This window comes from Pseudomonas sp. Marseille-QA0892, assembly GCF_054950135.1.
Genome location: NZ_CM143104.1, coordinates 4,160,618 through 4,175,470, shown reverse-complemented (window position 1 = coordinate 4,175,470; position 14,853 = coordinate 4,160,618). Strand labels below are relative to the sequence as shown.

Here is a 14,853-nt window from a genome sequence, read left to right as displayed (position 1 = left end):
CGACCTCATATTTCCGCGTACAAACGACCCGGGTTGAATATGCCCTTCGGGTCGAGCCGTGCCTTCAATTGGCGGTGATAGCGCAACAGGCTTGCGGGCAACGGATGGAACGGGCTGCGCGCAGCACCGGCCGTGTAGCAGGCTGCATGGCCACCGACCTCCTCGACGATGCGTCGGATGGTGTCTTCGTCTGCATCCGACTTCAGCCAGCGTTGGCCCCCGCCCCAGTCGATAAGCTGGTCGCCCGGCAGCGCGAGGCACGGTGTGGCGATCGGTACCGAGATGCGCCATAGCGGACGCGCATCGCTGAAGAAGGGTAGCCGCCAGTCACGCAGCGCTTCCCAGTATTCGCCATCAAGCGTCTCGCCACCGAGCCGGTCGCATGCGGCTTCGACCGAGCCCTCGCCCCCTTCGAGACGCAGGTGCAACGCAGTGCCGTCGTGGCTTGCGCCGCTGATCGGCAGCGGCTGCTGACCCCATTCCGCCAACCGTGCGAGCGCACGCTCGGCATCCACTTCCAGCCTGAGCGTGCGGCACATGCGCGGCTTCGGCAGCACCTTCAGCGACACCTCGGTAATCACGCCTAGGCAGCCGAAGCTGGCGGCCATGAGTCGGGACAGGTCATAACCCGCCACATTCTTCATGACCTCACCTCCGAACCGCAGGTGCTTGCCCTGGCCAGTGAGGACACGTGTTCCCAGGACGAAGTCGCGCGCGGATCCGACCCACGGCCGGCGGGGCCCCGAAAGGCCGCTGGCGATCGTGCCGCCGAGGGTCGCTTCGCCATCGAAGAGGGGCGGTTCGAATGCCAGCATCTGGTCGCCTGCATCGAGCGCAGCGGTAAGTTCAGCCAATGTCGTCCCGGCCCGTGCGGTGATGACGAGTTCGGTCGGGTCGTATTGGACGATGCCCGCGTGGGCGCGTACATCGAGTGCATGGCCTTCGACCTTCTTTCCGAGGAAGGCCTTGCTGTCGCCGCCACGGATCGCCAGGGGCTGCCCGGTCGACACGGCGTCTCGAACCGTTTCGAGCAGCGCATCGGCCTGGTCGTGTGAGCGCTCCACACGCGTTGCGGTATTCATTAGAAGCGCTCCAGTTCAGGGAATGGCAACTTGCCGGCGTGCACGTGCATGCCACCGAATTCGGCGCAACGGTGCAGGGTAGGAATGTTCTTGCCCGGGTTGAGAAGCCCCGCAGGATCGAACGCCGCCTTCACGGCATGGAAGAGCGTGATTTCGTCAGGGTTGAACTGGACACACATGGAGTTGATCTTTTCGCGACCGACGCCATGCTCGCCGGTGATGCTGCCGCCGACCGACACGCATAGCTCTAGGATCTTTGCGCCCAGCTCTTCCGCGCGCTCCAGCTCACCCGGCTGATTGGCATCAAAAAGGATCAAGGGGTGCATGTTGCCGTCACCGGCGTGGAACACGTTGGCAACGCGCAACCCGTAGGTTTCGGAAAACTCGGCAATGCCGCGGAGCACCTGTGGCAGCGCACGCTTGGGGATGGTGCCGTCCATGCAGTAATAGTCCGGCGAAATGCGTCCTACTGCAGGAAAGGCGTTCTTGCGGCCGGCCCAGAACTTCACGCGCTCGGCCTCGTCGCGGGCGAGGCGTACTTCGGTAGCCCCCGCCCGCTCGAGGACGTCGCGCACGCGGTCGCAATCGGCATGCACATCTGCCTCGACACCATCGAGCTCGCAAAGCAGGATCGCCTCAGCCTCGATCGGATAGCCCGCGTGAATGAAATCCTCGGCTGCGCGGATGGACAGGTTGTCCATCATCTCGAGCCCTCCGGGTATCACCCCGGCCGCAATGATATCCGCCACCGCCGCACCGGCCTTCTCCACGGAGTCGAACGCCGCAAGCAGCACTTTCGCCACCTGCGGCTTCGGCAGCAGCTTGACCGTCACTTCCGTGACGATGCCCAGCATTCCTTCGGAACCGGTGAACAAGGCCAGCAGATCGAAACCGGGTGCATCCAGTGCATCGGCCCCAAGCGTCAGGCGCTCGCCCTCGATGGTCAGGATTTCCACTTTCAATAGATTGTGAACCGTGAGGCCGTACTTGAGGCAATGCACGCCGCCGGCGTTCTCGGCGACGTTGCCGCCAATCGAGCAGGCGATCTGCGAAGACGGATCCGGGGCGTAGTAGAGGTTATGGGGCGCGGCCGCCTGGGAGATCGCCAGATTGCGCACGCCAGGCTGAACACGGGCGAAGCGGCCACCCAGATTGACTTCCAGGATGCGGTTGAAGCGCGCCATAACCAGAAGTACGCCCTGCTCCAGCGGCAGTGCGCCGCCTGATAGCCCTGTACCCGCACCGCGGGCGACGATCGGGACGTTCTGCTCATGGCAGACTTTTAGGAGCGCTTCGACCTGTTCGACGCGCTCAGGCAGAGCGACCAGCATCGGCGCGGTTCGATAGGCCGATAGCCCATCGCACTCGTAGGGACGCAGCTCTTCAGGTTCTACCAATAGCGTGAGATCGGGTACACGCGAACGCAGCGCATTCAGTAATGCGGCCTTGTCTACCTGCGGCAGCGGGCCATCGACGCGAGCGTCGTAGAGGATGTTCATGAGGATATCCGTCGCTTGTTGTGCTGACCCAGCACTGGATGAGGTGCGGGCGTCTTATGCTTTGAATAGACCTCAGCCATGCGCGAATAGCTATCTCCATATCGACTGGTCCGACCAGTTTATTGGGGCCAACGGCTACGCATTCCGAATACAAAGCTTGTTCTAGAGCACTTCGAAGAGGCAACTAGACGCGGGGTCTAGATAGCGATTTACTGGTCGGACCACTGGAGGAAACATTCAATGGCAGCCAATCTGACCGGTGATCGTCGCCAGCTTGCCGACGTTGTCGCCGAGCGCATCGAACAATTGATCCTGGACGGCGTGCTCAAAACGGGGCAGGCGCTTCCCTCCGAGCGACGCCTTTGCGATCGCCTCGGCATTTCGCGATCAGCGCTACGCGAGGGGCTACGCGTACTGCGAGGGCGCGGCATTATCGAGACCGCCCATGGCAAGGGCTCGTATGTCGCGCAGTTATCGTCGCCCAGCGACACCAGCCCGTTGATGCATCTGTTCAGCGCCCAGCCGCGCACGCTGTATGATCTGCTCGAGGTGCGCGTGCTGCTGGAAGCCGAATCTGCCCGATTGGCGGCGCTACGTGGAACAGAGGCCGATTTCATCCTCCTGGGCCGCCGGTACAACGAGATGATCGCCGCGCATGACCAGCTTGAAAGCCTGGACCCACGGGAGCATGCCCGACGCGACCATGCGTTCCACCTTGCCATCTGCGAGGCGTCCCACAACCCGGTGCTGGTTCACACGCTGCGCTCCCTGACGGATTTGCTGCTCAATACCGTTTATGCCTCGGTCAACAACCTCTACCACCGCCCGCCGCGAATGAAGCAGATCGGCCGCCAACATGCTCGCCTCTACCATGCCGTCATCCATCGGCTACCCGACCAGGCACAGCGCGCCGCGCGTGATCACATCCACGGCATCCGGGACAGCCTTCTGGAGATCGAACAGGAAGAACAGCGCCTGGTACGCGCAAGCATGCGGCTCGAAGGGTGGGAGTGACCTACTGCCCGGCTCGGAACGAACGGTCGACCTGATACACTCGCGCCACCTTCATTTCATCCAGACGCCGACGTGACGATGCCGGATTTACCCCCACGGTGGGAGGCCGAAGCTGCCCTGCTCCACGTGGAACCTCAGATTCGCTCCTGGCTTTTCGACCAGGATTCGCTCACCCAGCGCTTGACCAACCTGGCCAGTGGGGCCTTCGACGTGCTGCCGCTTCAGGAAGGATGGCAAGTGCTCAGGGACGGTGAATGCCATGCGCTGAATCTGCCCAGCGGCAGCCTTGGTTGGTGCCGGGAAGTGTTGCTGCGTGGCCACGAAGAGCCTTGGGTATTTGCACGTAGCGTGGCCGGCGAGACCGCGCTCCAGCAGGAGCCCGTCGCGCTTGCGACGCTAGGTAACCGATCGCTGGGTCAGTTGCTTTTCAGCGACAGCGCCTTCACGCGCGGCCCTCTAACTGCTACGTGCTGCCCGCCCCAATGGTTGCCTAACGGTCTGCAGGCGTCGCTTTGGGCGCGTCGTTCGACGTTCCAGCGCAACGGCCTCGGCATCCTGGTGATGGAAGTTTTCCTACCTGCCTTGTGGCGTTACACGAACACGGCGCACGCCATCGAATGACAAGAGCATGATCATGACCCGAAAGCGCAAAACGCCTGCCCAACCGGCCAAGCCTTCCACCCGCCAGGCTTTCGCAACGCCCCCTACTCGCCAGGGCAAGTACCTGCATCGTTGGCGCGATTTCTGGGTGCTGGCACGAATGGACAAGCCAATCGGTATCTACCTGCTGCTCTGGCCCACGCTTTGGGCACTGTGGATCGCGGCCGAAGGCATTCCAAGCCTCAAGAATCTCGTGATCTTCGTGCTGGGCACCGTGCTGATGCGCGCCGCCGGGTGCGTCATCAATGACTATGCTGACCGCAATTTCGATGGTCATGTCAGCCGAACCCGCGAGCGGCCGCTGGCAACCGGCCGCGTCACACCCAAGGAAGCACTGGGGTTCGCGGCACTCCTGACGCTGATCGCTTTTGGGCTGGCCCTGATGACCAACCCGTTTACCATCGCACTTTCGTTCGGCGCGGTCGCAATCGCTGCGCTCTATCCATTTATGAAACGCTATACCTATTTCCCACAAGCCGTGCTGGGAGCCGCGTTTTCATGGGGCATGCCGATGGCGTTCACCGCTGAAACGAACGCGCTGCCGGCAGCGGTGTGGCTGCTCTTCATCGCGAACGTCGTCTGGACGGTAGGTTACGACACGTACTACGCCATGGCGGACAGGGAAGACGACCTGAAAATTGGCATCAAATCGACAGCCATCCTGTTCGGCGACGCGGACCGGCCGATCATTCTGGGCCTACAGTTCCTGGCGCTCTTCTGCCTCATCCTGGCCGGCGTGCAATTCAAGCTGGGCGGATGGTTCCACCTGGGCCTCGCTGTAGCGGCTGGCTGCTTCATCTGGGAGTTCTGGAAGACCCGCAAGCGCGAACCAATGGTCTGCTTTCGGGCCTTCCTGCACAACCACTGGGCAGGCCTCGCCATTCTTGTCGGGATCGCCCTGCACTACGCTACCCGGTAATCGAACGCTTACGACTCCGCTTGAGCAGGCAGGCCGAGGCGCGAGCGCCCGAAGGGATCAGCGCTTCATGGGTGCCGTCAGCCGGCGCTCGAGGAAGCGCTGAAGACGCTCGAACAGCGATGAGAGGGTCCAATAGATAGCCGCCGCGGTGAGATAGAGCGGCAGGGGCTGGAACGTCTCGGCGATCAGCTCCTTGGTAGCCAGCATCAGTTCCGTCACCGTGATGACGGAGACGAGCGAGGTGTCCTTGATCAGGCTAATGAGGCTGTTCGACAGGCTCGGCACCGCGAGCCTAAGCGCCTGCGGCGTTACGATGCGCCAAAGCACCTGAAACCAGGTCATCCCCATCGAAATACCCGATTCCCACTGGCCGTTGTCGATTCCGAGTATCGCGCCGCGCATCGACTCTGAAAGATAGGCTGCCACGTTCAACGTCAACGCCAGGATGCCCGCGGTCACGGGGCTGAATTCAATCCCGATGCTGGGTAGGCCGTAATAGATGACAAATATCTGCACCAATAGCGGCGTGCCGCGCATGGCGCTCACGTAGATCGCGAAGAGCGGCGCCAGCAGCGGGACCTTGACCACGCGAACCACGGCAGTGATGAACCCGAGCGTAAGCCCCAGCACCATGGAGACGGAGGCGAACATCAGGGTGTACAGCGTGCCCTGCATCAGCAAGGGCCAGCCGATCTCCATCAGCCCAAGCCAATTATCCAGTACCTCGGTCGGTGCGAAGGTGCTCCAGTCCATGCGTACTCCAGCATGGCGCGCCCGGCAGGCGCGCGGTCAATCACAAAAACATAAGGCGGGCAGCCGTAACGCGACCTCAGTCGGCCGTGGCGGGTCGGCTCACATCCTGGGCGAACCACTTGTTCGAAATACGTGCGAATTCACCGTTGCCCTTGAGCGTATCCAGCGCATCGTTGAGCGCTTGTTCCAGCTTGGGATTCTTCTTGCGGAACGGAATCGCCATCTCCGTCGGCGCGCCGACCGGTGAACCGGCCTTGAGCGGCAGCTTCGCCTGCTTGATGGCATAGGGAATGAGCAAGCTGTCGTTGAGTGCAGCATCGATACGCTTGGCGACGAGGTCCTGCAGGTACTCGGGGGCGCCCGGATACGTCTGCACTTGGATGCCCTTCACTGCGCGCGCCTGTTCGGCGTAGTTGGTGCCCTGCCCTACACCGAGCTTCAATCCAACTAGGTCTTCAAGCGATCCGAAGTGGCGCGTCTCATCTTCACGGACGACCAGTTGCGGGCTTGAATAGGTGTAGGTCTGGCTGAAATCGAACACCTTTCGGCGCTGATCGGATACGGACACCTGGTTCAGCACCACGTCGTACTTGTTGGCCTGCAGTCCCGCCAGCAGCCCGCTCCACTCGGCGGTGCTGAATTCCGGCTTCACGCCCATCTCCTTGGCGATGGCCTCGGCCAGCTCCACTTCGAAGCCCGTCAGCTGACCGCCTTCGCGATAGTTGAACGGCGGGTAGGTGCCTTCCAGGCCAATGCGCAGCGTGCCACGCTTGTTGATATCGTCCAGCGCCTCGGCGTGAGCCGTGCCGATGAACAGCGAAAGCAGAAGAGCGAACCCGTGGATCAGGCGCATGTGCGTTCCTCATGAGGGCAAGATGGGAGTGGCTACCGCCAGGACGCATTAGAGTGGCGCGGCGGCAACAAGGTCCATTGAGGGCGAAACGGACATCTGCAGCGCGCTCAACCGACCGGGCCGATGGTTCGGTCCGGGAAATGTAGCAGTTTCAGGGTTGGAAACCACGCGGTCGGCCGGCAGGCGCCGGGGCGTTGCGGATTGCAGTGATCGCTGCGAGGGTTCACGGGTTAAAAAAGCAGCGTTCAAATCCGAGCGGAACAGGCGCCGCCCGGATCTGGTTTGCGGAGATTTACCGATCGCGAGTGGCGATCACTCCTCGATCCGCTCGACCTTGCCCACAAGCAGTCCGTAGCTCAAGGCGCCCATCAGGGCCATGACAGCGATGTAGGTGATGGCGGGGGCAAAATTGTCACCCTCGACGAGAAAGCCGATCACGATCGGTACGCAGATTGCCGACAGATTACCCACGAAGTTGAACACGCCACCGGTAAGGCCCAGCAACCGCGCAGGTGCCAGGGCCGACACCATGGACCAGGTGATCGACGCCAGGCCGTTGCCAAAGAACGCCAAGGCGAGGCAGGTGATGATAAGCGCAGGCGTATCGACGTAGTTCGCACCAAAGATGCTCGTTGAGATCAGCAACCCGCTGATGATGGGGAGCTTGCGTGCAACGCCCAGTGAGTAGCCGCGGCGCACCAGCCAGTCGGACACCAGCCCCGAGCAGATCACGCCGACGAACGCCGCGAGGAACGGCACTGATGCGAGGAAGCCGGCCTTGATGAAATCCATGCCACGGTACTGGACAAGGTAAGTCGGGAACCACGTCAGGAAGAACCAGAGCGTGGAGGTCAGACAGAACTGTCCGAGGTAGACACCCCACAGTTTGCGCTTGGTGAGCACGATACCCAGATCGCGCCACTGGAATGGCTGCTTGGTGCTGTTGGCCTTGTCCAGGTCGACCAGGCCACCGCCGCGCTGGATGAGCTCGATTTCGGCTGCGTTCGCACCCTTGAAATCCTTTGGCTCGCGGTAGACCGCGTACCAGATCACCGCCCAGACGATGCCGATGCCGCCGGTTACGACAAAGACCATGTGCCAGCCGAACGTCTGCTGCAAATAGATCAATACGGGCGTAAGAAACGCGAGGCCCACGAACTGTCCAGAGGTGTAGAAACCGATAGCGGTTGCCCGCTCGCTCTCCGGGAACCAGGTCGTTACTACACGATTGTTGATCGGATATGCCGGGGCCTCCAGCGCGCCCACGGCGAGGCGCAATACGATCAATGCAATGAAGCTACCGGCGAAGCCCAACCCAACGGTCGCCAGCGACCACAGCCCGATGGCCAAGGGATACAACACGCGCGGCGACACCTTGTCCACCAGCCAGCCGCCAGGGATTTGCATGGCGGCGTAGGTCCAGCCGAAGGCCGACAGCACCAGACCCATATGCACCGGATCGATGGCCAGGTCCTTCGCCAAGTGCGGCGCGGCGATGGAAAGGTTGCTACGGTCGAGGTAGTTGATGACCACCGTGACGAACAGCAGCACCATGATGAAAAAGCGTGAACGTGTCGGCTTGCCTTGGCCCGCCGCCGCTGACGCAGCTGAATGTGTGGTGGAGGTTTGCATTGCTCGATACCTGTATTGGAGTTGTTGCGAGCGGATCTAGTGAGCGTTTAAGTGAAGGTTGCGGACGTTAACTCGGTACAAGCCCAGTGCCCGGTACAGTCCTGTTCATCGAGGCTGACCTGAGGGATCGCGTGCCCTGCGCTGCCAAGGTCATCCTCGGCGCGGCACTGCGACCGGACATGACTTCTGGGCGTCGCGAGCGCAGACGAGGCAAGGCGGAAACAGGCGAGGACGCGCAGTGCACATGGAGTGCATGAGCATGCCGAGCGTGTTTCCAACGCAGCATCGTCAAGCGCAGCAGCCCGCCGTTCTCAAACATGGCTTCTGGGCGTCGCGAGCGCAGACGAGGCAAGGCGGAAACAGTCGAGGATGCGCAGTGCACATGGAGTGCATGAGCACGCCGAGCGCGTTTCCAACGCAGCATCGTCAAGGGCAGCAGCAGCCCACCGTTTTCAAACATGGCTTCTGGCCGTCGCGAACATAGACGAGGCAAGGCGGAAACAGGCGAGGACGCGCAGTGCACATGGAGTGCATGAGCACGCCGAGCGTGTTTCCAACGCAGCATCGTCAAGCGCAGCAGCCCGCCGTTCTCAAACATGGCTTCTGGGCGTCGCGAGCGCAGACGAGGCAAGGCGGAAACAGTCGAGGAAGCGCAGTGCACATGGAGTGCATGAGCAGTCCGAAAACCCTTCCAACGCAGCATCGTCAAGCGCAGCAGCTCAGAAGCCATGTTTCACCATTCGGCAAAACTGCCGTCCTTATGCCGCCAAATGGGATTGCGCCAGCGATGCCCAACAGCGGCCCTTTCCTTCACGAATTCCTCGTTCACCTCGACACCCAGCCCGGGCGCCTGCGGGATCTTTACGTGGCCATCGGCGTAGTCGAAGACTTCCGGGTTCTTGATGTAGTCGAGCAGGTCGTTGCCCTGGTTGTAGTGGATGCCGAGGCTTTGCTCCTGGATGAAGGCGTTGTAGCAGTTGGCGTCCAGCTGCAGGTTCACGGCCAGGGCGATGGGCCCGAGCGGGCAATGCAGGGCGATAGCGACGTCGTAGGCCTCGGCCATGTTGGCGATCTTGCGCGTTTCGGTGATACCGCCGGCATGGGAAGGATCGGGCTGGAGGATGTCGACGTACCCGTCCTGCAGGATGCGCTTGAAGTCCCAGCGGGAATAGAGGCGCTCGCCGAGGGCGATTGGCGTATTGGACATGAGCGCGATTTCCTTCAGCGCTTCGTAGTTCTCGCTGAGCACGGGCTCTTCGATGAACATGAGGCGGTAGGGCTCGAGCTCCTTGATGAGCACCTTCGCCATGGGCTTGTGAACGCGACCGTGGAAATCAACGCCGATGCCGAAGTGCGGGCCACAGGCATCACGAATCGCCGCGACGTTGGCGATGACCTGGTCGACCTTGTCGTAGGTATCGACGAACTGCATCTCTTCGGATGCGTTCATCTTGATGGCAGTAAAGCCCTTCTCCTTGCGCTCGAGGGCATGCGCTGCGGTTTCGGCCGGACGGTCGCCACCGATCCAGGAATAGACGCGGATGCTGTCGCGTACCTGGCCGCCGAGCAGTTCGTGTACCGGCACACCCAGGGCCTTGCCCTTGATGTCCCAGAGCGCCTGGTCGATTCCGGCCAGCGCGCTCATATGGATACCACCACCCCGGTAGAAACCGCCGCGGTAGAGCACCGTCCAGTGATCCTCGATCTGGCGAGGATCTTTGCCGATCAGATACTCGCCGAGTTCTTCGACGGCGGCCGCGACGCTATGGGCGCGGCCTTCGAGCACCGGCTCGCCCCACCCACTGATGCCCTCATCGGTTTCGATCTTGAGGAAGCACCAGCGCGGCGGAACGATGTAGGTCGTAAGCTTGGTGATTTTCATGGGGGGTCCCTTTGTTCTTGTAAGGGGTGATTGACGTGGCGTCAGGCGCGAAGCGAGCGCCAGGCAGACGCGAACGCTTCGGCGTTTGCGCCGACCTGTTCGGCGGTCAGGCCAGGTTTGTAGAGGGCGGAGCCCAGGCCAAAGCCGTTGGCACCGGCATCGACGTAGGGCGTCATGTTGTCCGGCGTAATGCCACCTACGGGCAGCATGGGCAGGTTTTTCGGGAACACCGCACGCCAGGCCTTCAGTACAGCCGGACCGAGCTGTTCGGCAGGAAACAGCTTCAAGGCGTCCGCGCCCGCCTCGAGGGCGGCGAAGCCTTCACTGGGTGTCGCCACGCCCGGCGCACTCACCAGGCCGGCGGCCTTGGTGGCTCGTATCACGGCGGGATTGGCGTTGGGCGATACCATCAGGCGGCCGCCGGCGGCGGCGACGTCCGCAACGTGCTGTTCGGTCAGAACGGTTCCGGCGCCAACGAGGCAGCGTTCGCCCAGCTCCGCCGTCAGACGGCGAGTGCTTTCCAGCGGGTCGGGCGAATTCAGTGGGATTTCGATGACACGAAAACCAGCCTCGTACAGCGCACGCCCAACGGGCACGATCTCGTCGGGGGTAACGCCGCGCAGGATGGCAATCAAAGGAAGGGACGAAAGATAGTCATGGATCATGGTGCGTCTCCAGGTCAGGGCGCGGTCGGCGCCACGAGGCCGGCGGCCCCAGCGATGCGCCAAAGGCCGGCGCGGGTGGCGTCTTCGAGATGGCGAGACTCGCCCAGGGCAAAGAAATCGAGGGCGACTCGATAGCGGTCGCAGAGCGATGGATCGCCAATTAGCACCAGCGGTGGGCACCGCTCGCCTTTCAGCGAGGCCACGACGCTGCGCATTTCCTCGCCGATCAATAGCCCTGAGAGGAAATCGAGCGTATGTGAAGCCGGTAATTGTTCTGCGAGATACAGGCTGCGTGTGCTGAAGAGCCGCGACGCGATGCCTTCCGGCCCCGCATCACGCGCGATCGCCAGGCCTCGGTGGAAGGCCTCCACGGACGCTACCGCCGCTTCGTCGCGCGCGGGGCGACCCAGAATCGAGTGATCACGCAATACGGCGAACAACTCACCGGTCATGAAGGTTGAGAAGTGTTCGAGTCGCCCCTGGCGCACGGTCACCCATTTGCTGTGCGTACCGGGCAGGAGCAGCAATCCATGATCGACCAGTTCAGGGCACTTCTGCAGCGCGCCGAATACCTGGGTTTCTTCGCCGCGAAGTACATTCGGCAGCGATCCACGCTGCATCACCCCCGGTACGAGATGAAGGCCGCCGCAACCGCTATCGAAGTGCAGCAGGCCGGCCGCGAGTTGCACGGCATCGGCGGGCGCGTCGACGTAGGGCACTTCGCGCCAGCCGTTACGGCTGCCGATCATGCCGCAGGCGAGCGCCGGCATGTCCGGCCACGCTTCGCGCCAGTCGCCGACCAACGTACGGAAGGCCGCAGCGAAGTCGCCATTCGGGGTATGCATGATGCCCCAGGGGCGTGAGCGGGTTTCGACGGTCTGGCCGTCTGCGTTCAGGCGCTGCGCACGCAGCGACGAGGTGCCCCAATCCAGAGCGATGAGCGCACTCATGACGGCCTCCAGCCAAGTTCGCGTGAAATGACACCAGCCGTCTCGATGACAGCGGGACGCAACTCTTCAAGACGGGGTTCGGGCATGTAGGTGATGGCACTGGCGACGGACAGGGCCGCGACGATTGCGCCGGACGCGTCCCGTATCGGCGCCGCAACGCAGCGGATACCCAGCTCGTTCTCTTCAAGATCCAGGCTGTATCCGCCTTGCGCGTAGCGCTTCATCTGGCTCAGGTAATCCGCCCAGGGCGTGAACTCGTCCCGCAGCCCCGGGCCGCTGCGACGCGACACGCCCGCGTCGTAGAGCCGTGCCCATTCGCTTTCGCCGAGGTCGAGCATGAGGGCCTTGCCGACCCCCGTGAGGGCGAGCGGCATGCGCATGCCGATACGCGAGCGCATTTCAAGGCCGCGTCCGCCGGACATCTTGTCGAGGTAGAACACATCGTCGTGCTCGCGCACGCCGAGGTGGACGGTGTCACCACAGTGATTCGAAAGGGCTCGCAGGTGTGGACGGGCGAGGTCGACCAGCGGCAGTTGCGCCTGTGCCCGGAAGCCCAGTTCGATCAGCCGAGCACCGAGCACGTACTCACCGTCCAGATTGCGAAGGTAGCCCGCCTGTGACAGGGCCGAGACGAGGCGGTGCGTTGTGCTGCGTGTGCAACCGATGGCTTCACCGATGCGCTGCAGGCTGCGCGCGCCTCCGGCGACAGCTTCGATCACCGCCAGGCCACGAAACAAAGCCTGGGCGCCAGCCGGTGCATTGTTGTTGTGTTCAGTCATAGGCACTCATCCTAGGGTTCTGCTTCGATAATCTCAATATATGAAAGTTCATCCCAATATATGGGACACATCGTAGGTTACACTTGTCACATCACTGCAACAAAACCGTTATCTAATGCATCGCTGAAATGTATGGACTTGAGGCAGGAGCATGGCGGGAAAAAGCATCCTCATCGTTGACGACGAGGCGCCCATCCGGGAAATGATCGCTGTAGCGCTGGAAATGGCGGGCTATGACTGCCTCGAAGCGGAGAACACTCAACAGGCGCATGCCCTGATCGTGGATCGCAAGCCCGACCTGATCCTGCTCGACTGGATGCTGCCTGGCACGTCCGGCATCGAGCTGGCCAGGCGCCTGAAGCGCGACGAGCTGACCAGCGACGTCCCCATCATCATGCTCACGGCCAAGGGTGATGAGGACAACAAGATTCAGGGCCTCGAAGTTGGCGCTGATGACTACATCACCAAGCCGTTCTCGCCACGTGAGCTGGTTGCACGCCTGAAGGCGGTACTGCGCCGGACCGGCCACGCGGATAACGAAACGCCGATCGAGGTCGGTGGCTTGTTACTGGATCCGATCAGCCACCGCGTCACCATCGATGGCCGTCCGGCCGAGATGGGGCCTACGGAATACCGGCTGCTGCAATTCTTCATGACGCACCAGGAACGCGCCTACACCCGCGGTCAACTGCTCGATCAGGTCTGGGGCGGTAACGTCTATGTCGAAGAGCGCACCGTGGACGTCCATATCCGCCGCCTGCGCAAGGCGTTGGGCGAAGCCCACGAGAATCTGGTGCAAACCGTTCGCGGGACCGGTTATCGTTTCTCCGTGAAGGTCTAAAGAGAAGTCCACTTGAACAGCAACTGGCGTAGCCTGCTGACACGCCATCTCATCATTATCGTCGTCGTTGCACTGGTACTCGGTGTTATTACCGGCGCGTACGGTTGGAGCATGGCTACCGTACTGGCGGCCTATATTGCCTGGCTCCTTCGTGACCTGATGCGCTTGCGGGCCTGGCTGGAAAAGGCCGATCTCGAAGCGGACGTGCCTGAAGCCAAGGGCCTTTGGGAAGAGCTGTTCGATCACGTCTACCACCTGCAGCGTCGCAGCCGCCAGGCGCGCGACCGCCTGCAGGCCATCATCGACCGGGCACAGGAATCGACGACCGCGTTGCGTGACGCCGTCATCATGGTCGACAACGCCGGTAACCTCGAATGGTGGAACCCGGCAGCGGAAAGCCTGCTAGGGCTCAAGGAGAAACAGGATGTCGGGCAGCCGATCGCCAACCTTCTCCGGCACCCACAGTTCAAGGACTACTTCGAGCACGGCAACCATTCGGTACCGCTGGAGATCGCATCGCCAGTCAATGATGCGGTTCGCGTACAGTTCACCATCACACGTTACGGCAACGACGAACACCTGTTGATCGTCCGTGACGTCACGCGCATGCATCAGCTCGAGCAGATGCGCAAGGACTTCGTCGCCAACGTCTCGCACGAGTTGCGCACGCCGCTAACCGTCATCACGGGCTATCTTGAAACCCTGCTGGACAACAGCGAAGGCGTGCATCCGCGGTGGCGTCGCGCCATGGAACAAATGCAGCAGCAGGCCACCCGCATGCAGCATCTGCTCAATGACCTGCTACTGCTCGCGAAGCTGGAAGCCACGGATTACCCCTCGGACAATCAGCCCATTCCAGTCGTCCGTCTGCTGAGTGCGATCAAGACCGATGCCCAGGCACTCTCCGGTGAGCGTGCTCATCGCATCACCCTCGATGCCGATGCTGCGCTGAATCTCAAGGGCAGCGAGACCGAGCTACGAAGCGCGTTTTCCAACCTCGTCTTCAACGCGGTCAAGTACACGCCGGACAAGGGTGAGATCCGCATCCGCTGGTGGAGAGATGAAAAAGGTGCGTATCTGTCCGTTGAAGATAACGGCCCCGGCATCGAGGCAAAGCATTTGCCTCGGCTGACCGAACGTTTCTACCGTGTGGACTCCAGCCGTGCCAGCAAGACCGGCGGAACGGGGCTTGGGCTTGCTATCGTCAAGCACGTGCTATTGCGCCACAAGGGCAAGCTGGACATTCAAAGCACCCTCAAAAAGGGCAGTACCTTCACGTGCTGCTTCCCTCTGTCGCAGGTGATCGAGGGCTGAGATCCCAACC

At 62.0% G+C, this 14,853-nt stretch carries 13 protein-coding genes and 1 pseudogene; 5 read left to right on the top strand and 9 right to left on the bottom strand.

The features are described 5' to 3' along the window. Positions 1 to 5: 5 nt before the first annotated feature. Entirely contained in the window at positions 6 to 1,082 is a 1,077-nt protein-coding gene (gene glcE / locus ACY8D3_RS19340; protein ID WP_462380452.1) for a glycolate oxidase subunit GlcE, read from the bottom strand. Next, a complete protein-coding gene (glcD, locus tag ACY8D3_RS19335) occupies positions 1,082 to 2,581 on the bottom strand; it encodes a glycolate oxidase subunit GlcD (RefSeq protein WP_462380451.1) in 1,500 nt (499 codons plus the stop codon). Before glcD ends, glcE begins: the two co-directional genes overlap by 1 nt. 240 nt (positions 2,582 to 2,821) lie before the next feature. On the opposite strand from glcD, the gene glcC reads away from it, so the two are divergent. From glcC to ubiA, 3 genes are all read left to right on the top strand, one after another. Next, on the top strand, positions 2,822 to 3,595 hold the full coding sequence (glcC, locus tag ACY8D3_RS19330; RefSeq protein WP_462380450.1) for a transcriptional regulator GlcC: 774 nt from the start codon (positions 2,822 to 2,824) through the stop codon (positions 3,593 to 3,595). A 78-nt stretch (positions 3,596 to 3,673) separates the two neighbouring features. After that, positions 3,674 to 4,216 carry a chorismate--pyruvate lyase family protein gene (locus ACY8D3_RS19325; protein WP_462380449.1) on the top strand — a complete coding sequence of 181 codons (543 nt, stop codon included), beginning with the start codon at positions 3,674 to 3,676 and terminating at the stop codon, positions 4,214 to 4,216. 13 nt (positions 4,217 to 4,229) lie between these two features. Continuing rightward, positions 4,230 to 5,174, top strand: coding sequence for a 4-hydroxybenzoate octaprenyltransferase (ubiA, locus tag ACY8D3_RS19320; protein WP_462380448.1), 945 nt, complete (start codon positions 4,230 to 4,232; stop codon positions 5,172 to 5,174). A gap of 57 nt (positions 5,175 to 5,231) precedes the next feature. On the opposite strand, the pseudogene ACY8D3_RS19315 reads toward ubiA, so the two are convergent. The 7 genes and pseudogenes from ACY8D3_RS19315 to ACY8D3_RS19285 all read right to left on the bottom strand — a co-directional run. Then, positions 5,232 to 5,861 (bottom strand): annotated as a pseudogene (locus ACY8D3_RS19315) (amino acid ABC transporter permease); the annotation flags it as partial. A gap of 142 nt (positions 5,862 to 6,003) precedes the next feature. Then, positions 6,004 to 6,780 (bottom strand): transporter substrate-binding domain-containing protein, encoded by a 777-nt coding sequence (locus tag ACY8D3_RS19310; protein ID WP_462380447.1) that lies wholly within the window; start codon positions 6,778 to 6,780, stop codon positions 6,004 to 6,006. Positions 6,781 to 7,092: 312 nt separating this feature from the next. After that, positions 7,093 to 8,412 (bottom strand): MFS transporter, encoded by a 1,320-nt coding sequence (locus tag ACY8D3_RS19305; RefSeq protein ID WP_462380446.1) that lies wholly within the window; start codon positions 8,410 to 8,412, stop codon positions 7,093 to 7,095. A 733-nt stretch (positions 8,413 to 9,145) separates the two neighbouring features. Beyond that, positions 9,146 to 10,294, bottom strand: coding sequence for a galactonate dehydratase (gene dgoD / locus ACY8D3_RS19300; RefSeq protein WP_462380445.1), 1,149 nt, complete (start codon positions 10,292 to 10,294; stop codon positions 9,146 to 9,148). Between the two features lie 41 nt (positions 10,295 to 10,335). Continuing rightward, positions 10,336 to 10,959 carry a 2-dehydro-3-deoxy-6-phosphogalactonate aldolase gene (locus ACY8D3_RS19295; protein WP_462380444.1) on the bottom strand — a complete coding sequence of 208 codons (624 nt, stop codon included), beginning with the start codon at positions 10,957 to 10,959 and terminating at the stop codon, positions 10,336 to 10,338. A 14-nt stretch (positions 10,960 to 10,973) separates the two neighbouring features. Next, positions 10,974 to 11,909, bottom strand: coding sequence for a 2-dehydro-3-deoxygalactonokinase (locus ACY8D3_RS19290; RefSeq protein WP_462380443.1), 936 nt, complete (start codon positions 11,907 to 11,909; stop codon positions 10,974 to 10,976). After that, positions 11,906 to 12,688, bottom strand: coding sequence for an IclR family transcriptional regulator (locus ACY8D3_RS19285; protein WP_462380442.1), 783 nt, complete (start codon positions 12,686 to 12,688; stop codon positions 11,906 to 11,908). The genes ACY8D3_RS19290 and ACY8D3_RS19285 overlap by 4 nt, the downstream gene beginning before the upstream one ends. 151 nt (positions 12,689 to 12,839) lie before the next feature. On the opposite strand from ACY8D3_RS19285, the gene phoB reads away from it, so the two are divergent. Next, entirely contained in the window at positions 12,840 to 13,529 is a 690-nt protein-coding gene (phoB, locus tag ACY8D3_RS19280; RefSeq protein WP_462380441.1) for a phosphate regulon transcriptional regulator PhoB, read from the top strand. 12 nt (positions 13,530 to 13,541) lie between these two features. After that, entirely contained in the window at positions 13,542 to 14,843 is a 1,302-nt protein-coding gene (gene phoR / locus ACY8D3_RS19275; RefSeq protein ID WP_462380440.1) for a phosphate regulon sensor histidine kinase PhoR, read from the top strand. Positions 14,844 to 14,853 lie beyond the last annotated feature (10 nt).